An 18,451-nucleotide genomic window follows, 5' to 3' on the forward strand; every position below is an offset into this window, starting at 1 on the left:
CTCTTGCAGGGCATGCATCAGTTGAACGCTTGAGAACTGGATATCTTCATTGATAGATTCAAGAACACATTCATCAATGCTGGGCCTCTCAATCTGGCTGACTTGCAGATCTGGTGTAAGGTTCAGAGTGATATCACGCATGTAAGTGGATAGGTATTTGTAGCCTAGCTTTGTTCTACGGTACTCGAGTTCTGCTCTTTCCTGCGGAGTTATATTGATTTTGACCTGTTCACTGCATTTTGATTCTGCTGATTTCCGTGGTCTGCCGCGGTTTGGTTTATTGATACGCTGTTCAATAAGTTTTAGAACTTCAAGTTGCTCATCAGAATCCCTCAGATGACGGTAGTCACCCTGCATTTCAATTACGAGCTGACGTTGTTCGATGAGTTTTGCACTGCTCATTTGGTCTAGCTTTTCTCTGATGCTTAATTCAAAATTAATCATACTGATTACCTTTATTATTTTTATTAGTGGTAAGGAGGAGCGGAGCGACAAGCGCAGAACCGTAAGGTTCGAGCACCGCAGCGTTAGCGAGGAAGCTCCGCAGGACAAGCTGCTAATTAATTTCGAGGAACGAGAAATAATTAGTACTGGCTTGTTTCCGTGTTTTTTAATTTAGTGGAACCATTGTGATTATTCTCCTTCTCGCACTCATGGAGAGCAGTGTCAAAATTTACAGATGGGAATAAACAGAGAGTTCCTGTTCTATATTTAATTCGTTATATGGTATTTGTTCAACTGACATTAAAATTAATATTTAGTATAATTTTAATTTTTTAGGGAATTAATTAACTTGTGTTGTATAAAGTAAATTATGTACCGTTGGATTATTAAAAAGTAAATTGCTTATAATGGGAATATGTTGGGATAACTTAATTTTCGTATAATATAAAATTAGAGTTAGTCAACTTATTACCTTTTAAAAGGTATGGAGTAGTGGTTTCTTGTCTTGGATTGATTAAGTAAATAATTAACGAATCGAACCAAATTGATTGAGTAGGAGAGGAAACACCATTATGCTTAAGGTTGACTATGTAAGTATGTTGGCCGACTTCGTCGAACTTGTCGAGTTGATGTCGCGTGCTAAGTGGAGGGTGTATGGCAGGTAAGGTAAAACAGCGAAGAGCTAGGAAAGTTTATACTTCTGAGTTAGCTGAATCGTTTGCAAACGCTGTTAATTTGGCAGCAAAGCAGGTCAGTAAAGAGAAACCTGATTCCCCTTCAGCAACGCTGGATAAAAAAGAGTGTTGTAAAGCTTGTTCAGCGAAAAAAGTAGCATTACCTACTTCTTTGCTTCATAAACAAAAAAGGAGCACATAGAGTGCTCCAAAGGAAAAGGGCAGTGTTTGGATTACCTTATGCGGTGGCGAACTTGTAAGTGCGATAGCCGCCAATCAGGTTACGGGCCTTGAAGCCGTTATTAACTAACTGACGGTATGCAACGTTACCGCGTAACCCAACTTGACAATAGATTACGATCTCCTTGTCTTTTGGTAGTTCATCCATACGGTGACGCAATTGGTCTACAGGAATGTTGATCGCATCTTTGATAAAGCCAACATTTTCAAGTTCGCCAGGGTTACGTACATCGAGCAGGACTTGCTCGTCTGTCAATGAGTCCATTTCATCAAATTGAATCGGAGTGGCGTCACCGTTAATGATGTTGTTTGCCACAAAGGCTGCTTGGTTGATCACATCTTTGGCACTGCCATACGGCGGCGCGTAAGTGAGCTCAAGGTGTTGAAGCTGCTCGACAGTCATGCCTGCACGCTGTGCAACCGCCATCACATCAATTCGTTTGTCGACACCATCTTTACCCACTGCTTGCGCACCAAAGATTTTGCCTGTTTTTGGATCGAACAACATCTTCAACGAGACAATCTCAGCACCTGGGTAGTAACTTGCATGGCTAGCGGTATGAACGTAGACCTTTTCGTACTCAACACCATCACGTTTAAGTTGTTTCTCGTTTTTGCCTGTTGAGGCAACTGCGAGGTCAAATATCTTACAGATAGCGGTGCCTTGTGTACCTTGATAGGTTTCACTGCGTCCTAGCATGTTGTCGGCGGCCATACGACCTTGACGGTTAGCAGGGCCAGCAAGTGGAACTAGAGTTTGTGCACCTGTAACAAAGTCTTTTTCTTCGACTGCATCACCAACAGCGTAGATGCTAGGATCGCTAGTCTGCATCATTTCATTGGTGTAGATACCACCTAGTTCACCAATTTGAAGCCCTGCTTCTTTTGCTAACTTAGTCTCAGGGCGCACACCGATAGCCATGATTAAGATGTCAGTGGTTAGTGACTCACCATTGCTTAGAGTAAGATTTAGTTCACCTTCAATATGCTGGTGTTCGGTATCTTCACCAGAACCGATGCTGGCTATATGCTCGTTCGGCACGTACTCGATAGCTTGGAGAGCAACGCCTAGTTTAAGGTCAATACCTTTTTGACGAATTTCAGCGTGAGCAAAGCCCGCCATTTCACGGTCGACAGGTGTCATTACCTGATCTGCCATCTCAATTAGCGTGGTTTTAATTCCCAATTGGTGGAAGGCTTCCATCATTTCTAGACCGATGAATCCACCACCGACAACCGTAGCGTGCTCTGGCTTGTTCATCTGGATGGTTTGAATGATACGATCCATATCTGGGATGTTACGCAGGGAATGCGTCAGCGGGTTATCAATACCAGGGATAGGCGGTACGATAGGGCCTGCACCTGGGCTAAGGAGCAAGAAGTCATAGCTTTCAGTATACTCGCTATTATCCAATAGGTTCTTAACAGTAACCTGCTTGTTGTGTCGATCAATGGATATGACTTCGTTCATAACACGAACATCAACGTTAAATCGAGCTAAGAAGCTTTCTGGAGTTTGCAAGAGGAGCTTACTTCTATCCTTAATGTCGCCACCTATGTGGTATGGCAAGCCGCAATTGGCGAACGAGACGAAACTTCCTCTTTCGAACATGATGATTTCTGCATCTTCACTCAAGCGACGAGCACGAGCTGCGGCTGATGCTCCACCAGCAACGCCACCAACAATAAGAATCTTTGTCATTACCTAACTCCAAATTTAATCGAAAGTACTTAATAAACCACTCTCTCTAAAAAGAGTGGTTTATTATTTACTTTTCTAATGACACAAATGGACCGCGTTCAAACATAATGATTTCTGCGTCTTCACTAAGACGACGAGCGCGAGCTGCTGCAGATGCACCGCCAGCAACCCCACCAATAATCACGATTTTGCTCATGGATTTCTCCTGCTGAATGATCGAAAACGCCTACACCTTACTTAAATAAATTAGCTAAGTCTAATGTTATTTAATCTACATTAGCATTGACTTAATAATATTAATTAGTAATATCTAATAAAATGTAATGTAGTAATGAAGAGGCATAAGAATGGGCGACAGTATGCTACAAAGTGCGACCGAAGCGAGTGAGCTGCTTAAAATTATGGCTCATCCAGAGCGCCTAATCGTGATGTGTAAGCTGATTGAAGGCGAGAAAGGGGTCGGTGAACTTTTTGAAGGTTCATCATTAAGCCAATCTGCTTTTTCACAACATCTCACCGTATTGAGAAAGCACGACATTATTAAAGCTAGAAAAGTTTCTCAGCAGGTATTCTATTCAATTTCTGATGAAAGAGTTGGTCCGCTGGTTGAGGCCTTTAAGCAAGTTTTCTGTAAGTAATTAGTTTGGCGGTTGCTATGTTTGAAGTTCCTTGGATGTCGCTGTTGGGCGGCATAATAGTTGGCGTATCAGCGATAACACTGATGCTATTTACTGGCAAGACTGCTGGGATCAGTGGGATCTTAAACGGTGCCGTTGAGAACGCAGATCGCGTTTGGCGCATTGTTTTTTTAATTGCGATGGTATTAGGTGGCGTGTTTGCTGTTTATGTTCTTGGCGGGCATGTACCAGAACAGTACAGCGGTTCTGTTGTTTTAGTTATCGTTGCTGGCTTGTTAGTCGGTGTCGGTACGCGTATCGGCAATGGTTGTACTAGTGGTCATGGCATTTGTGGGATAGGGCGTTTCTCAATCCGTTCTGTGGTCGCGACGTGTACTTTTATGGCCACAGCCATGTTAACCGTCTTGCTAGTATCGTGAGGAATAGTGCCGTTATGAAAACTCATGTAATGAAAAGTATTAAGCAAATGTCCGTTGTTGCATTTTCTGGTGTGCTCTTTGGTATTGGTATGGTGGTCTCTGGTATGGCTGAACCGGCAAAAGTGATTGGCTTTCTCGATATTACTGGAGCATGGGATCCAAGCTTAGCCTTTGTAATGGGCGGAGCACTTGCGGTGTTCGTTCCAGCTTATCTTTTATTAATAAAGCCAAGAAGCGAATCTGTGTTTGGTGATGAGATTGTATGCCCAACTTCTAAAGCGATAGACAAAAAGTTAGTCGGTGGTGCTGTACTGTTTGGTATTGGTTGGGGGTTACTGGGTGTGTGTCCTGGTCCTGCGGTTGCCAGCCTTTTCACTGGCAACACACAAGTTCTGCTCTTTATAGTGGCAATGTTGGCTGGGTCATTCACCGCTAAAAGAGTGGTTCGTCAATAAAGAAAGTACTTCAACGTTAAAAATAGTACTTAAACGCTAAAAAGTGAGTGTCGTAGAAACCGGGCAATGGTCACTCAGTTTATAGTCGAGTACATCTTGTGTTTTGAAAACGGTTTGAACACCAGACGACGCCTTTAAATCACCACTCACAATAATGTGGTCTATCACCGAGCGGAATTGGTGGGTTTTATTCGGATTACGATTAGAACGCACTTTACATTCCGCTTTAGTCTCTTTAGTCACTAGCTTTGCACTAGTATTGTCCGATATCACGTCCCACAACCAATCTCCTTGATAACCCAAGTTGTGGTTAAAGTCGCCAAGCACGACATAATGTTGTTTGTTGTCCTCGCGCGCCTTTATCCACTTAGCTAGTGCCTGTCCTTGTTGTTTCACTATCTTACAATCGCGGTTATTACGATACGCGCCACTGCAACCCGCTTTCAGATGTACAGAGAGTAGGTGAGTCTCGTTTTCTTGGTTTGGATTTAAAACAAGGTAGCTCGCGAAGCGCAGCTTGCTGTTGCCTCGTGTGATAGAGAAGTCTGGCTTGTCTAATACGCTTACGCCATTGCGCACGGCAAAGCCTGTGTATTGGTTGGTGTCGTTAAACTGAAGGTGTCGGTTGGAGGCGTTTGAACGATCGGAAAGATAGATAGTGAAGTCATTGCCAACAGCTTTTTGCATTGCAGCGACGCTTTCGACTTCTTGAAAAGCAAGAATGTCGGCTTGTGTTTTATCCACATAGTGGGTCAGTTTTTCAAAATCTTGTGGTGTTCTCGACACTTTTCCACCATCTATAGATAACCATTCTATGTTCCAACTGGTTAGATTGATGGAGTTTTGAGCAAATGAAAGAGAACTAAAAAGTAATATTAACGTAACAAAAAGTGATCGCATTTTGGCCTGTTGCACTCCTATCTTTTAGCGTATTCCTTTCCATCCTTTATCCTACAAGACCTCCAAAAATAGCAAGTAGATTTAGTACCAATTTTGCAATTTTCATGGTTTTCTTCGCAACTGAGATCAACGCCAATAAGATCGATTTCTTCTTGTTCGCTAGCCAATCTTTATTGATCAAAATCAATGTTTTCGAGTGGTGCTTCTCGTTAAATACGCCACAATATATTGTGTTGCTAGAATAAAAAATAACCCCATATAGTGTGTTTGTGGATAACTCTGTGAGTATGCTCGGGTAAGGAGAACAAGGTGAAACCAATCGTAATCAAACGCGACGGATCAAGAGCTCCGTTCAACAGGGATCGTATCCAAGCAGCAGTTGAAGCAGCAGCGGAAAACAAAGATAAAGATGTCGCTATTTATGCTCTTAATGTGGCTCTTGCTGTCGAGTTACAGTTAAGAGAACACGATGAAGTTCACATCCATGAGATTCAAGACTTAGTCGAAAATGAACTCATGCAAGGTCCTTACAAAGCCCTAGCGCGTTCTTACATTGAATATCGCCACGATCGCGACATCGCTCGTGAGAAGCAAAGTGCACTAACTCGCGAAATCGAAGGTTTGATTGAAGAAAGTAATCTGGATCTAATCAACGAGAACGCGAACAAAGACGGCAAAGTAATTCCGACTCAACGTGACTTGTTGGCTGGTATCGTAGCGAAACACTATGCGAAGACGCACATTCTTCCTCGCGATGTGGTTCAAGCGCACGAAGTGGGTGACATTCACTACCACGATTTAGACTACGCACCGTTCTTCCCAATGTTTAACTGTATGCTTATCGATCTTAAAGGCATGCTGACGCATGGTTTTAAAATGGGTAACGCTGAGATTGATACGCCAAAATCAATTTCGACTGCAACAGCGGTAACAGCGCAAATCATTGCTCAAGTCGCGAGCCACATTTACGGCGGTACAACCATCAACCGTATTGATGAGGTTCTAGAACCGTACGTAATCACAAGCTACGAGAAACACCTAGAGATCGCAAAAGAGTGGAACATTGCTGAGCCAGAAGAGTTCGCAAAAGCACGCACTGAGAAAGAGTGTTACGACGCGTTCCAATCTCTAGAGTACGAGGTAAACACGCTACACACGGCGAACGGTCAAACACCATTCGTTACGTTTGGTTTTGGTCTTGGTACAAGCTGGGCATCCCGCCTTATCCAGAAATCGATTCTGAAGAATCGTATTGCAGGTCTAGGCAAGAACCGTAAAACAGCGGTATTCCCTAAACTTGTATTCGGCATCAAAGATGGTTTGAACCACAAATCAGAAGATCCAAACTACGACATCAAGCAACTTGCGCTTGAGTGTGCGTCTAAGCGTATGTACCCTGACATTCTTAACTACGACAAAGTAGTGGAAGTAACCGGTTCATTCAAAACGCCAATGGGTTGCCGTAGCTTCCTTGGTACTTACGAAGAAAACGGTGAGCTGATTCACGAAGGTCGTAACAACCTTGGCGTCGTGAGCTTGAACCTTCCTCGTATCGCTATCCGTGCAAACGGAAGCGAAGAGAAATTCTACGAGCTTCTAAATGACCGCCTACGTCTTGCTCGTAAAGCACTAGAGACACGTATCTCTCGCCTTGAAAACGTGAAAGCACGTGTGGCCCCAATCCTATACATGGAAGGCGCATGTGGTGTTCGCTTGAAAGCAGACGACTCAATCGCAGATATCTTCAAGAACGGTCGTGCGTCTATTTCTCTTGGTTACATCGGTGTACACGAGACAATTAACGCGCTATTCGGTACAGAAGCGCACGTTTATGATGACGCTGTTTTGCGTGAAAAAGCGGTCGCGATCATCAAGCATCTAAAAGATGCTGTGAATCAATGGGCTGACGAAACAGGTTATGGCTTCAGCTTATATGCAACGCCAAGTGAAAACCTATGTAGCCGTTTCTGCCGCATCGATGCGAAAGAGTTCGGCGTAATTGAAGGCGTAACAGACAAAGGTTACTACACCAACAGCTTCCACCTAGATGTTGAGAAGAAGGTGAACCCATACGACAAGATCGACTTTGAGATGCCTTACCCAGAAATCTCAAGCGGCGGCTTTATCTGTTACGGCGAGTTCCCGAACATGCAACGTAACGTTGAAGCACTAGAAAACGTATGGGACTACAGTTACACCCGAGTGCCTTACTACGGTACAAACACGCCAATTGATGAGTGCTACGAGTGTGGCTACAACGGCGAGTTTGACTGTACAAGTAAAGGCTTCACTTGCCCAAGCTGTGGTAACCATGACTCAACTAAAGTATCAGTAACACGTCGAGTTTGTGGCTACCTAGGCAGCCCAGATGCACGCCCGTTTAACTTCGGTAAGCAAGAAGAAGTGAAGCGCCGAGTTAAACACCTGTAAGGTTTACTACCACTCGTTTTAACACTTTGAAAATCAACTTTAAACAGGTTGATTTTCTCTTTCGCGATAACACAGAGACGCATTATGAATTACCACCAATACTATCCAATTGACGTTGTTAACGGACCGGGTACGCGCTGCACGCTGTTTGTGTCGGGTTGTGTGCATCAGTGCCGTGGGTGTTATAACCAGTCGACGCAACGTTTGGATTCTGGTGTACTTTTCACGCAAGAAGCGGAAGACAAAATCATCGCTGACTTAAACGACACGCGTATCAAACGCCGTGGCTTGTCGTTGTCGGGTGGAGATCCGCTTCACCCTGCTAATGTGCCTTATATTTTGAAGATAGTGAAAAGGGTGAGAGAGGAGTGCCCAGGTAAAGACATTTGGGTTTGGACTGGCTACACGCTGACGGAACTGAATAACGCGCAAAGGGAAGTGGTGCAATACATCGATGTTTTGATTGATGGTAAGTTTGAACAAGACAAGAAAGACCTCAATCTCGAATGGCGTGGCAGTTCAAACCAAATCATTCATCGCTTTACGGACATCTAATCAAGCATTCTCCGCACATAAAAAGGGCTCACGCGTGCATAACGGGTGAGCCCTTTTGGTGTGAGTTCGTTAATGTCTTTTTGGTTACGCTGTCACCGATTGGTCATCTTCAACCATATTATTTATCCAACGTTTAGATTGAATACGGTAAGTCGTCAGTACGCCTTTCACTAACTCTTCCGCGAGCAGAGACATCAAGACAAAATGCAAAGGCAGCCCTAACACCATGCCTGTGTGATAAGTAAGGGGGATGCCAATAGCCCACTGACCGAACGTGTCGATGAAAATGCTATAGCGAATATCAGCGCCACTCTTTAGTACGCCGCCAATTCCAACCATGTTAAACACCCTCAAAATCATACCTAGCGCCATGACTAAACATACGTTAAGTGCCATGTCTGCATCGGTTAACGGGCTCAGTACCAATAGGTGATGAATCATGGGCGAGCTCAACCACACTAGGAAAAACAGCAAGGTGGCTAAGATTGCGCTGGTTAACACATACCACCACGCCGTTTTCTCGACTCGGTCATAATGTTTTGCACCAATATCATTCCCAAGAAGAACGGATGCAGCGACCGCAAATCCCATAAAGGTTGAAATCAGTACCCCTTCAATCGGTGATAAGAATGAGATGATCGCCAGTTCTGAAACGCCCAATTGACCATAGATGATGCTGTAAACGATCAATCCACCAGTCCAAAGTGCATCGTGGACCAACATGGGTAAAGAAACCTTAAAGTACTTTTTTCGATACTGTTTTAAGCGGCCTTGTACCCAATCGAACTTAGTCGGAATTAGGTAAGCATATCGTTTGTAGAAAAAATAAATCAAGACGGCGGTTTGGAAAAATCGAGAAACAAAACTACCTACGGCTGCACCAAATACGCCCCATTGAGGGAAACCAAATAAACCAAAAATCAAAACATAATTAAGCGCGACGTTAACGACAATGGCGGAGATACTAACGTTGGTTGCCAGTTTGGTTTGGCCCACGGAGCGCAATACCGCTTCAATCGGTACTACTATCGCCGTAGCAATGAGGCTAAAGCCCGTAACCACAAGATAATCACGTGCATAAGTGACGTATTCAGGATCGTCTGACATAAAAGAGACGATCTCTTCATCAAAAATCGCATAAAGAACGATAAACGGCAGCGTCACCAAAATGGAAATAAACCAAGATTGCGCCAACGTTCTGCGAATTCCGGCTAGGTTTCCTGAGCCGTAGTATTGAGAAGCAAGTACGGTAACTGCACCGCACAGGCCAAAGACAACCGCTAGGTTGAAGAAAAAGATACGATTTCCAACTCCAACTGCTGCCGTTGCAGATTCTCCGAGTAGGCTTACCATGAAAATATCCACGACGCCGAGCAAAGCAAAAAGCATGGACTGAAGTGAAACAGGTAGGCCAATCGTAATCAGCTTTTGCCAAAATGCTTTATCGATGTATTCGCGTGTTAAGAGCATCGCATTTCTCCTTAAAGATTAATGCGAGTAGTTTATCCTCATGATTTGGCGGTGTATTTTTCAAAGGAATCCAAAACCTTTGTAAAACTCTCTACTAACGCACATGTGAGCCAATAAATCATGGAAGATAAACAAGAACGCTACGCGATTTCAGAAAAAACTTATCAAGAGTTTATTGATCACAGTCGAGTATTAGCACTTGAGGAGAGAGGCATTGTGCAGTGCGGCATTGCCACTTGTCGTGACTTCTTCTCTGTTTATCGTAAAAACCAAAAGAAACACATGCTGCTCTATACGGTGCGTGGTAAAGGGTGGCTAGAGAGTGGGACTTATCGATACGATTTGGAGCCGGGCTCGTTGATTACAGTACCCGCAGGTGTTGAAAACGGTTTTGGTATAGAAGAAGAACCTTGGCAGATCGCGTGGCTTTTTCTTGCTACTGATAGAGAGTGGCCGATATTAGAATGCGATGTTCGCTATCAGCTTTCATCTACACCTGAAGTGATGTATGCATGTATCCAAACACTACTACGCAGCATTCACCTTCCAATCGATTATGGTGGTGCGGTAGGTGAGCATAGTGTGGCTCAGTTAGAGCTGATGTTAAACATGCCGCCCTCAGAGTCGATATCACGCAGCCAATTGAGGCTTCGGCGTGTATTTGACCTTGTCCAACGTCAGCTCCATAAGGATTGGAGCGTTGAGCAGGTGGCGGCTCTATATCCATGTTCGGAGCCTCATTTGCATCGACTGACTCAAAAGCAGTTTGGTCGAAGCCCAATGGCACATTTAACGCGTATGCGCATGGAATATGCTGCTAGGTTACTTCGTTCAACAGAATGGCCAATTCAGCATATTGGAGAAATAGTCGGATATCCGACCAGCGCAAACTTTAGTACACGTTTTAAAGCGTGGTCAACCATGACACCAAGAGAGTTTAGAAAAAACGGTAGAGTGGATTGGTACGACGAGGAGTGAATCGTTCTTTTTCTGAACGATAGAGCGCACAAAACTCACCGCAATCCAGAATTTTGTTCTCTAATTGATGAAATAAGTGAAAAATCATTTCGTCATTTTTTGCGATGGTGTTAACGTGAGGTTCGGTACTTGAATTTCAAAGGGTTATGACTTTCATGTTTTCTAATCTCCCAACTCCCGTATTAGATCCTATTTTATCTCTATCCGTTGCATACCGTAACGATGAACGTCCAAACAAGGTTGACCTTGGCATTGGCGTATACAAAAACAGCGCAGGCGAAACGCCGATTATGAAAGCCATTCAAATGGCGCAGGATGTCGTTGTTGAAACTCAAAAAACCAAGTCTTATGTTGGTCTTGCGGGTTGCGAAGAATTTAATAAAAGCATGATCGATTTGCTGCTGACGGGAACGTCTGCAATGGATCGTGTTGCAGCTATTCAAACGCCAGGTGCAAGTGGTGCGCTGCGTATGCTCGGTGATCTAATGAAGATCGCACAGCCAGATACGACGGTTTGGATTTCCAACCCAAGCTACGTAAACCACAAGCCAGTGATGGAAGCAGCAGGCCTTAAAGTTAAGTTCTACCACTATTTCTCTTCGGAAACGAAACAAGTAGACACCGCAAAAATGATGGATGATCTTGCGAAAGCTGGGCCTTCAGATGTGGTACTTCTTCATGGTTGTTGCCACAACCCAACTGGTGCAGATATTGACTTCTCTGCTTGGCAAGCCATTACAGAATTGTCGCAGAAGAACGGTTTCATCCCATTTGTGGACATTGCTTACCAAGGCTTCGGTGATGGCCTAGAAGAAGACGCAAAAGGTCTTCGTTTTATGGCAGATAACGTTGAAGAGATGTTGATTACTACTTCATGTTCGAAGAACTTTGGTCTGTACCGTGAACGAACTGGTGCAGCGATTGTGGTTGGTAAGAACATGCATGATGTAACCAATGCAAAAGGTAAACTCCTCACTCTAGCTCGCTCGACTTACACGATGCCACCCGACCATGGTGCAGCTTTAGTCAAGACCATTCTGCAAGATGACAATCTCACTTCCGTTTGGAAGCAAGAATTGAGTGAAATGCAACATCGTTTGGTTAGCCTTCGTCAAAGTTTGTGTAACGAGTTGAGAAACAACCATAATACAGATCAATTTGATTTCATTGAGGGTCACAAAGGCATGTTTACTGTGCTAGGCTTTAGTGGAAACCAAATGGCGCAACTGCGTGAAGATTATGGCATTTATGGTGTTGGCGATGGTCGAATTAACATTGCCGGACTTACCGAAACTCATATTCCATACGTAGCGGACGCAATTAAGAAAGTATCTCAAGCTTAATTGGAGTGTGGATGAAAAACTGGAAACTGATTCTGCCGCTTATGATGAGCGGCAGTTTAATTGCTTGTACGTCAACTCAAACGACACAGGAACCTGTTGAGCCAGAGTCGCCAAAGGTCGAAGCGCCCGTTAAAGTCGAGCCAGAAGTGAAACCTGAGGTAGATCCAAAGCCTGAGGTGGAGCCCAAACCAGAAGCGAAACCTGAGAAAAAGCCGGAACCAAAGCCTAAGAAGCCAGTCAAGGTCACAAAAACACCCGATGGCATGTTAATTCTTGGTTCTGAAGAATGGGTTTATGTTCCTGAAATTGACCAGACTTTCAAGGCTAGAGTCGATACAGGTGCGACAACATCATCAATTAGTGCGACTGACATTGTTCCGTTTGAGCGTGATGGTAAAGACTGGGTTAAATTTAAGATAGATTTAGGTGACAAAGACACCAAAGAATTTAAAGTACCCGTTGAGCGCTGGGCTAAAGTTAAGCAGTCTTCGTCAGAAGAGGTGGATAAACGAGCGGTGGTAAAAGCCTACATTACCGTTGGGGATCACAAAGAAAAGACAGAGTTTACGTTAGCCGATCGCGGACATATGACGTTTCCAATTTTGCTTGGTCGAAGCTTTTTTAGAGATATCGCCGTTGTAGATGTATCGAAAAAATATGTGCAAGATAAACCTAAAAAAACCGCTAAAAACTGATGTATTACAGCTAGTTTCTGCTAGAAGCTAATAATTCGTGATTAACAAAAAATGGCCTCCAAAATTGGAGGCCATTTTTATTGAATCATATGCTTGCTTGTGATGCCCTGGTAGTCATAGTCATGTCCACTAAAATGCAAAACGAGCAGACATTACAATTTGCTGGCCATAGACACCATTATTTTTGAAATCTGCACCAAGCGATAGTTGCTGAGTTGAGTGGAATCGTGCGCCCAGATTGTAAATGGTGTTCGAATCGTCATTATCTATGATTTGGCCGATACGGCCATGTAGCTCAACATTTTGCATAAACCAAATACGAGTACCAATATTCACTTCCGTGCGCCACTCGTCACCCACTTTATCACTGCCGTTCTCTTTAATGTTGTGTACCAACATTTGGCCATAAATATCTGCAAATTGGCCTGCTGGCCCATTAAAGCCTATACCACCAGCAATGTCCCAGTCTCCGCTAAACTCACTGTCTGCGCGAGCAATGAAATGGGTATTCTCTGTAAAGTAGGTATTGAACTCGCCACCAAATGTACCAGGGCTAGTGCCCATGCGAAATTCCATCGTGTTGTAGTTGAAATTATTTGCATGTGCGGAAAGTGGCAAAATAGCACACAAACCAAAGGCTGCAACCTTTAGAGCTTTACCTAGCATGGTGTCTCCGGGCAAGATGATTAAAATGAACAAAAAAATGGTCTGCAAAAAGCAGACCAAGATTGATAAAGCTATCATTTTAAGTGCTTGCCGTCACTATTTAGCTGTAATCGTCACTACATCATGTTGATATGCACAGCAATCGGGGGTTGTTTTACATGACTACGAGTTGTTCGACTTCAATCTCTGGTTTGTTCCCGCCTTCAAATTCGCCAAACAGACGGACTTTAGTCGTGTGATCAATCGGAGTATTTAGCTGAATATCGTCATCGAGTTCGACCATCACTTCACCGGAACCATCGCTAAAGACAAACTTATCCGCGCGAACTTGACGCAATAAGTTACCTTCAACGACCACATCTTTTTCAGTAAACATATTGGAGTCGTTTAGCAAGGCATCCAATTTTTCCACAGTGACAGGACCGTTAAACTGCAAGTTTGATTGGTTTTGAGCGTTATCTTTCGCGAACGCGATAGAAGGAGCAATAGCTAAGGCGGCGATTGTTGCGATAATTGTATTCTTTTTCATGTTACATCCTCATCGGTTTGTTTTGATGGGGTCATTAAAACAGGGCTTGTTTGAACCAATGATGATTTCAACATTCATATTCTATTCATTTGCTTGAGTAAGTGGGGACGATGACGTTATGATTGTTCATCTTCCTCTATTCCTTACGAATGTTCATGAAATCAGCGATCCCATCTTTAATGGTTCAAGGCACCACTTCGGATGCCGGAAAAAGTGTCCTTGTGGCAGGTTTATGCCGTGTATTAGCAAGAAAAGGGATAAATGTTGCCCCATTTAAGCCACAAAACATGGCACTAAATAGTGCGGTAACCAAAGATGGCGGTGAAATAGGTCGAGCACAGGCCGTTCAGGCACAGGCGTGTAATATTGAGCCAACCGTACATATGAATCCGGTTTTAATTAAACCTAACAGTGATACAGGTGCTCAGATCATTTTGCAGGGTAAGGCGATTTCCAATATGGATGCGGCTGGCTTTCATGATTACAAGAAAGTGGCGATGGACACGGTGTTAGATTCCTTCTCTCGTCTGACTCAAGAATTTGATTCGATTATTATCGAGGGCGCGGGGAGTCCTGCTGAAATCAATTTACGAGAAGGCGATATTGCAAACATGGGTTTTGCTGAGGCCGCTGATGTACCAGTGATCATTGTTGCTGATATTGATCGTGGTGGAGTGTTTGCACATTTGTACGGAACACTTGCGTTACTTTCTGAATCTGAACAAGCGCGAGTAAAAGGATTTGTTATCAACCGTTTTCGAGGTGATATTCGTTTATTGCAATCGGGCCTCGATTGGCTAGAAGAAAAAACAGGTAAACCTGTACTTGGTGTACTTCCTTTTCTTCATGGTTTGAATTTAGAAGCAGAAGACGCGATCACTGCGCAGCAAGAGTTGCACTCTGAGGTAAAACTGAATGTTGTTGTGCCTGTTTTAACCCGGATTAGTAATCATACTGATTTTGATGTGCTGCGATTGAATCCAGACATCAATCTACGTTATGTAGGTAAAGGCGAAAAAATAGATAAAGCCGACCTGGTTATTTTGCCTGGGACCAAATCAGTGAGAGACGATCTGGATTATCTAAGAAGCCAGGGGTGGGATAAAGATATCTTGCGTCATATTCGTCTTGGTGGAAAAGTGATTGGTATCTGTGGTGGCTACCAGATGCTTGGAAACTTGATTGATGATCCAAACGGCGTCGAAGGCCAACCAGGTCAAAGCGAAGGACTTGGCTTGCTTGATATCACTACGACGCTAACTAACAGCAAACAGCTTACAAACACACAAGCACAGCTTTCTCTTAACGGCAAAACAGCCAATGTAAAGGGTTATGAAATCCACGTAGGGCGAAGTGAAGTACGGGGCCTGCAACCTTTTACATTCAGTTCCGGTGAAGCGGAGGGGGCGATCAGCGAGTGTGGCCAAATCATGGGAACCTACCTTCACGGGTTCTTTGACGAGGCAGATGTCTTAAGCCTGGTATCAGAATGGGTAAACGGCACCCAAATCAAACAACAAGACTTTGAAGAGTTAAAGGAGCAAGGCATTAATCGCATCGCAGATGCGATAGAACAACATATACGCCTTGATTTTTTGTTTAAATAGCCCATTAACTGATTGAACTTTATATTTAAATAACCTGTTCTTTCGCTTGCCTTGTATTGGAGTATCTCTATGAAAGCATGGAAACAGTATGCTTGCCTTGCGGCAGTATTAAGCATTTCATTTTCAGCAAACGCAGCAACGAACCTAAAAGTGTATGCAGCCTCTTCTATGACGAATGCGATTAACGAAATCGCGCAAAACTTTGAAGAAAAGTATGACGTTTCTATCACTCCCGTTTATGGTGGTTCTTCTTCTATCGCTCGACAAATTATCAATGGCGCACCAGCGGATGTATTCATTTCTGCGAACACAAAATGGATGGATTATTTGGTCGATAAAGACGTCATTTATCGTGACAATGTCACAAATCTAGTGCGCAATAGCTTAGTGTTGATTGCTCCTCAGTCTTCAGAATTAACCTCATTTAACTTTTCTGATGCAAAGGCATGGGAGAAGGCATTGCATGGAAATCGTCTTGCTTTAGGCAATCCGACGTCAGTACCTGCTGGTATGTACGCGAAAGAGTCATTGACTACACTGGGTGTATGGAAAGCGGTTCAAACTCACGTCGCACCAGCAAAGAATGTGCGCTTAGCTTTGGCGTTGGTTGAACGTGGAGAAGCGCCTTTAGGTGTGGTCTACAAAACCGATGCTCAGTTAACTGATAAAGTCAAAATTCTCGGCGAATTTGCGAGTGATACGCATGCGGCTATTGTTTACCCGGCTGCAATTGTGAATGATTCTACTGAGTCGGAGCAGTTCTTCCAGTACCTAAAATCGGACGAAGCCGCACGCGTTTTTGCTCAATATGGCTTTCAGCAATAAACCGGCCTTCAATTATAGGAACGAAGCGTGACAGAACTGGAATACCAAGCCTTAATGTTAAGCCTCAAAGTAGGCGCGTACGCAGTACTTTGGCTGATTCCTCTCGGCGTTTTTCTTGCTTGGCTACTTTCTCGAAAAACGTTCTTTGGTAAATCGATTCTCGATAGCTTAATTCATTTACCACTGGTATTGCCGCCAGTGGTAATCGGCTATTTGTTGTTGATTTCTTTAGGACGACAAGGGTTCCTTGGAAAGTGGCTCTATGAAAACTTAGGGGTAGTCTTTAGCTTTAATTGGAAAGGGGCAGTAGTCGCTTGTCTTGTCGTGGCTTTGCCTTTGATGGTTCGTTCAGTACGCTTAAGCTTAGATAGCGTCGACCCTAAATTGGAGCACGCAGCCTCTACGTTAGGCGCTTCTCCTTTAAAAGTGTTTCTCACCATCACGTTACCACTGACCATTCCCGGAATTATTACGGGCACGATGCTGTCATTTGCTCGTAGTCTTGGCGAATTCGGGGCGACGATCAGTTTCGTCTCTAACATTCCGGGTGAGACCCAAACGATTCCGCTGGCAATGTACAACTTTATTGAAACGCCAGGTGCAGAAATGCAGGCGGCTCGTCTGTGTATCATTTCTATCGCGTTAGCCTTGTCTACATTAATGATCTCGGAATGGCTAAATCGTAAAGCGGCAAGTAGATTGGGTGCGAAGCAATGACGATTAAAGTCCAATTTAAACAAATGCTTGGTGAGACTGACTTCGACATCAAACTTAAGTTACCCTGTAACGGAATTAGTGCCTTGTTTGGACGATCTGGTGCAGGTAAAACGACGTTGATTAACATCATCAGCGGATTGGTCACTCCAAGGCAAGGGTATGTTGCGGTTGGTGAGCATGTTTTGTTTGACAGTGAACAGGGAATCAACCTACCAACGCACAAGCGTGGTATTGGTTATGTGTTTCAGGATTCACGTTTGTTTCCTCACTATTCGGTTCAAGGCAATTTGTTATATGGCGTTAAAGAAAAAGATGACGAGTATTTTGATGCAGTCACCGAACTCTTGTCTATCAAACCGTTACTAAAGCGCTTTCCGGTATCACTTTCTGGTGGTGAAAAGCAACGTGTTGCGATTGCGCGCGCATTGCTATCTAAGCCCAATTTGCTTTTGATGGATGAGCCACTTGCCTCACTCGATATGCCAAGAAAGCGTGAGGTAATGCCTTTTCTCGAGGAGTTGTCGGAGAAGGTAAATATCCCTATTATCTATGTCACACACAGTCTCCAGGAAATTTTAAGGCTTGCTCAGCACCTTGCAATTATTGACCAAGGTAAAATTTCGAGTTCAGGTAAGCTTGAGGAAGTGTGGGCTTCTCATGCTATGCGTCCATGGCAATCTTTCTCAGATCAAAGCAGCTTATTTGAAGGCCGGATTGCTGAACATCATGAACGTTATGCACTGACTTGTATCAACCTTGCACCTAATGTATTCCTGTGGGTGCAAAAGATTGACGGAACACCAGACACGCCAATACGCTTGCAAGTGCGTGCCAACGACGTTTCTATCACGCTCGAGCAGCCCAAGGCGACGTCGATTCGAAATATTCTGCCTGCTATTGTCGATTCCATCGAAGTGTTTAACGCAGCCGATGACAAACAGAGTATTAATGTATCACTCAAGCTAGACGAGAAATGTTATTTGTGGGCAACGATCACACCGTGGGCCCTTGACGATCTCAACCTAAAAGTTGGTAGCCGTGTTTTTGCGCAAATTAAAGGTGTCAGTGTGACACAAAAAGATATGGCACTAGCGCCTCATTAACCGTTTAGACTGATTTACGCTTCATGATCAAAAAAGGCCGCAAAGTGCGGCCTTTGTTACT

Annotated in this window: 20 protein-coding genes; 13 read left to right on the top strand and 7 right to left on the bottom strand. The window is 43.9% G+C overall.

Features of this window, described 5'->3' with window-relative positions:
* Positions 1-444, bottom strand: a 444-nt coding sequence (locus R7P74_RS05645) for a hypothetical protein (protein ID WP_318122736.1), incomplete at its 3' end; no start/stop codon positions are given.
* A 654-nt stretch (positions 445-1,098) separates the two neighbouring features.
* On the opposite strand from R7P74_RS05645, the gene R7P74_RS05650 reads away from it, so the two are divergent.
* Entirely contained in the window at positions 1,099-1,320 is a 222-nt protein-coding gene (locus R7P74_RS05650) for a hypothetical protein (protein ID WP_140049444.1), read from the top strand.
* 36 nt (positions 1,321-1,356) lie between these two features.
* Here the strand turns inward: R7P74_RS05650 and R7P74_RS05655 are convergent, their stop codons facing one another.
* On the bottom strand, positions 1,357-3,060 hold the full coding sequence (locus R7P74_RS05655; protein ID WP_318122737.1) for an FAD-dependent oxidoreductase: 1,704 nt from the start codon (positions 3,058-3,060) through the stop codon (positions 1,357-1,359).
* Positions 3,061-3,127: 67 nt separating this feature from the next.
* On the bottom strand, positions 3,128-3,256 hold the full coding sequence (locus R7P74_RS05660; RefSeq protein ID WP_143693460.1) for a pyridine nucleotide-disulfide oxidoreductase: 129 nt from the start codon (positions 3,254-3,256) through the stop codon (positions 3,128-3,130).
* A 151-nt stretch (positions 3,257-3,407) separates the two neighbouring features.
* Between R7P74_RS05660 and R7P74_RS05665 the strand changes: the two genes are divergently transcribed.
* Genes R7P74_RS05665 through R7P74_RS05675 form a run of 3 tightly spaced genes read left to right on the top strand, consistent with a single transcriptional unit; the run spans position 3,408 to position 4,572 of the window.
* Positions 3,408-3,698, top strand: coding sequence for an ArsR/SmtB family transcription factor (locus R7P74_RS05665; RefSeq protein WP_005376206.1), 291 nt, complete (start codon positions 3,408-3,410; stop codon positions 3,696-3,698).
* 5 nt (positions 3,699-3,703) lie between these two features.
* Positions 3,704-4,117, top strand: a complete 414-nt coding sequence (locus tag R7P74_RS05670) for a YeeE/YedE family protein (protein WP_372058356.1) — start codon at positions 3,704-3,706, stop codon at positions 4,115-4,117.
* 14 nt (positions 4,118-4,131) lie between these two features.
* The gene (locus tag R7P74_RS05675) at positions 4,132-4,572 is read left to right on the top strand and encodes a YeeE/YedE family protein (protein ID WP_031781165.1); all 441 of its coding nucleotides are present in this window, start codon (positions 4,132-4,134) and stop codon (positions 4,570-4,572) included.
* Between the two features lie 36 nt (positions 4,573-4,608).
* Here R7P74_RS05675 and R7P74_RS05680 read toward each other — a convergent pair whose 3' ends face one another.
* Entirely contained in the window at positions 4,609-5,472 is an 864-nt protein-coding gene (locus R7P74_RS05680; protein ID WP_033907051.1) for an endonuclease/exonuclease/phosphatase family protein, read from the bottom strand.
* Between the two features lie 309 nt (positions 5,473-5,781).
* On the opposite strand from R7P74_RS05680, the gene nrdD reads away from it, so the two are divergent.
* Together nrdD and nrdG are read left to right on the top strand one after the other, a co-directional pair.
* On the top strand, positions 5,782-7,902 hold the full coding sequence (gene nrdD / locus R7P74_RS05685; protein ID WP_005388026.1) for an anaerobic ribonucleoside-triphosphate reductase: 2,121 nt from the start codon (positions 5,782-5,784) through the stop codon (positions 7,900-7,902).
* A gap of 84 nt (positions 7,903-7,986) precedes the next feature.
* Positions 7,987-8,457 (top strand): anaerobic ribonucleoside-triphosphate reductase-activating protein, encoded by a 471-nt coding sequence (gene nrdG / locus R7P74_RS05690; RefSeq protein WP_318122738.1) that lies wholly within the window; start codon positions 7,987-7,989, stop codon positions 8,455-8,457.
* Between the two features lie 84 nt (positions 8,458-8,541).
* Here nrdG and R7P74_RS05695 read toward each other — a convergent pair whose 3' ends face one another.
* Positions 8,542-9,927: an MATE family efflux transporter gene (locus R7P74_RS05695; protein WP_206957542.1), complete on the bottom strand. Its 1,386-nt coding sequence runs from the start codon at positions 9,925-9,927 to the stop codon at positions 8,542-8,544.
* A 120-nt stretch (positions 9,928-10,047) separates the two neighbouring features.
* On the opposite strand from R7P74_RS05695, the gene R7P74_RS05700 reads away from it, so the two are divergent.
* The 3 genes from R7P74_RS05700 to R7P74_RS05710 all read left to right on the top strand — a co-directional run bounded on the left by R7P74_RS05700 (position 10,048) and on the right by R7P74_RS05710 (position 12,943).
* Positions 10,048-10,905: an AraC family transcriptional regulator gene (locus tag R7P74_RS05700; protein ID WP_054575975.1), complete on the top strand. Its 858-nt coding sequence runs from the start codon at positions 10,048-10,050 to the stop codon at positions 10,903-10,905.
* A gap of 155 nt (positions 10,906-11,060) precedes the next feature.
* Positions 11,061-12,248 carry an amino acid aminotransferase gene (locus R7P74_RS05705; protein WP_017634625.1) on the top strand — a complete coding sequence of 396 codons (1,188 nt, stop codon included), beginning with the start codon at positions 11,061-11,063 and terminating at the stop codon, positions 12,246-12,248.
* Between the two features lie 11 nt (positions 12,249-12,259).
* Entirely contained in the window at positions 12,260-12,943 is a 684-nt protein-coding gene (locus R7P74_RS05710; RefSeq protein ID WP_206957541.1) for an ATP-dependent zinc protease family protein, read from the top strand.
* A 129-nt stretch (positions 12,944-13,072) separates the two neighbouring features.
* On the opposite strand, the gene R7P74_RS05715 is transcribed toward R7P74_RS05710, so the two are convergent.
* Together R7P74_RS05715 and R7P74_RS05720 are read right to left on the bottom strand one after the other, a co-directional pair.
* Positions 13,073-13,609 (bottom strand): hypothetical protein, encoded by a 537-nt coding sequence (locus tag R7P74_RS05715; protein WP_017634623.1) that lies wholly within the window; start codon positions 13,607-13,609, stop codon positions 13,073-13,075.
* A 154-nt stretch (positions 13,610-13,763) separates the two neighbouring features.
* Positions 13,764-14,138, bottom strand: coding sequence for a YgiW/YdeI family stress tolerance OB fold protein (locus tag R7P74_RS05720; protein ID WP_005376220.1), 375 nt, complete (start codon positions 14,136-14,138; stop codon positions 13,764-13,766).
* A 155-nt stretch (positions 14,139-14,293) separates the two neighbouring features.
* On the opposite strand from R7P74_RS05720, the gene R7P74_RS05725 reads away from it, so the two are divergent.
* From R7P74_RS05725 to modC, 4 genes are all read left to right on the top strand, one after another.
* Positions 14,294-15,745, top strand: a complete 1,452-nt coding sequence (locus R7P74_RS05725; RefSeq protein ID WP_238952654.1) for a cobyric acid synthase — start codon at positions 14,294-14,296, stop codon at positions 15,743-15,745.
* 69 nt (positions 15,746-15,814) lie between these two features.
* Positions 15,815-16,570, top strand: coding sequence for a molybdate ABC transporter substrate-binding protein (modA, locus tag R7P74_RS05730; RefSeq protein WP_213877347.1), 756 nt, complete (start codon positions 15,815-15,817; stop codon positions 16,568-16,570).
* 27 nt (positions 16,571-16,597) lie between these two features.
* A complete protein-coding gene (gene modB, locus R7P74_RS05735) occupies positions 16,598-17,287 on the top strand; it encodes a molybdate ABC transporter permease subunit (protein ID WP_138940294.1) in 690 nt (229 codons plus the stop codon).
* The gene (gene modC / locus R7P74_RS05740; RefSeq protein ID WP_054575980.1) at positions 17,284-18,390 is read left to right on the top strand and encodes a molybdenum ABC transporter ATP-binding protein ModC; all 1,107 of its coding nucleotides are present in this window, start codon (positions 17,284-17,286) and stop codon (positions 18,388-18,390) included. The genes modB and modC overlap by 4 nt, the downstream gene beginning before the upstream one ends.
* Positions 18,391-18,451 lie beyond the last annotated feature (61 nt).

It is taken from the genome of Vibrio sp. 2033, from assembly GCF_033339735.1.

Coding starts and splice junctions, on each gene's coding strand:
- R7P74_RS05655 (WP_318122737.1), bottom strand. CDS start 3,060: ATGACAAAGATTCTTATTGTTGGTGGCGTTGCTGGTGGAGCATCAGCC.
- R7P74_RS05665 (WP_005376206.1), top strand. CDS start 3,408: ATGGGCGACAGTATGCTACAAAGTGCGACCGAAGCGAGTGAGCTGCTT.
- modC (WP_054575980.1), top strand. CDS start 17,284: ATGACGATTAAAGTCCAATTTAAACAAATGCTTGGTGAGACTGACTTC.
- R7P74_RS05700 (WP_054575975.1), top strand. CDS start 10,048: ATGGAAGATAAACAAGAACGCTACGCGATTTCAGAAAAAACTTATCAA.
- R7P74_RS05710 (WP_206957541.1), top strand. CDS start 12,260: ATGAAAAACTGGAAACTGATTCTGCCGCTTATGATGAGCGGCAGTTTA.
- nrdG (WP_318122738.1), top strand. CDS start 7,987: ATGAATTACCACCAATACTATCCAATTGACGTTGTTAACGGACCGGGT.
- R7P74_RS05705 (WP_017634625.1), top strand. CDS start 11,061: ATGTTTTCTAATCTCCCAACTCCCGTATTAGATCCTATTTTATCTCTA.
- R7P74_RS05725 (WP_238952654.1), top strand. CDS start 14,294: ATGAAATCAGCGATCCCATCTTTAATGGTTCAAGGCACCACTTCGGAT.
- R7P74_RS05680 (WP_033907051.1), bottom strand. CDS start 5,472: ATGCGATCACTTTTTGTTACGTTAATATTACTTTTTAGTTCTCTTTCA.
- R7P74_RS05720 (WP_005376220.1), bottom strand. CDS start 14,138: ATGAAAAAGAATACAATTATCGCAACAATCGCCGCCTTAGCTATTGCT.
- R7P74_RS05715 (WP_017634623.1), bottom strand. CDS start 13,609: ATGCTAGGTAAAGCTCTAAAGGTTGCAGCCTTTGGTTTGTGTGCTATT.
- R7P74_RS05660 (WP_143693460.1), bottom strand. CDS start 3,256: ATGAGCAAAATCGTGATTATTGGTGGGGTTGCTGGCGGTGCATCTGCA.
- R7P74_RS05695 (WP_206957542.1), bottom strand. CDS start 9,927: ATGCTCTTAACACGCGAATACATCGATAAAGCATTTTGGCAAAAGCTG.
- modA (WP_213877347.1), top strand. CDS start 15,815: ATGAAAGCATGGAAACAGTATGCTTGCCTTGCGGCAGTATTAAGCATT.
- R7P74_RS05675 (WP_031781165.1), top strand. CDS start 4,132: ATGAAAACTCATGTAATGAAAAGTATTAAGCAAATGTCCGTTGTTGCA.
- R7P74_RS05650 (WP_140049444.1), top strand. CDS start 1,099: ATGGCAGGTAAGGTAAAACAGCGAAGAGCTAGGAAAGTTTATACTTCT.